Genomic DNA, 302 nt, shown 5'->3' on the forward strand with positions numbered 1-302 from the left:
ATCTCGCCGCCAAATCTATAGATTATGGCGGGAGCCTTCTCTCCGATTTAGGTAAAAGTTGCAACGACTAAACTAATAGCGACATCTGCCCACCACCAATCCCAAAGATGAACTGCTACAGCAGCTATAATTACGCCAACAGAACTAGCAGTATCAGCAATGACATGAAGCAAAGCTCCGCGCAGATTTAAATCGTTATGAGTATGGGGATGAAGCAAAGTAATATTGAGCAAATTGACGATTAAACCTAAGAGGTTGTTTGAAAAGTCCTCTTGTCGGTATCAAAAGTTTTAGATCCCCCT

General features: G+C 42.1%; 1 protein-coding gene. It reads right to left on the reverse strand.

What is annotated here, in order from left to right; translation table 11 throughout:
- Positions 1 to 47: 47 nt before the first annotated feature.
- Positions 48 to 242, reverse strand: a complete 195-nt coding sequence (locus ABF638_RS38405; protein ID WP_435027956.1) for a cation transporter — start codon at positions 240 to 242, stop codon at positions 48 to 50.
- Between the last annotated feature and the right edge of the window lie 60 nt (positions 243 to 302).

The sequence above is a fragment of the Nostoc sp. CALU 1950 genome (assembly GCF_051172895.1).
Taxonomy (GTDB): domain Bacteria; phylum Cyanobacteriota; class Cyanobacteriia; order Cyanobacteriales; family Nostocaceae; genus Nostoc; species Nostoc edaphicum_A.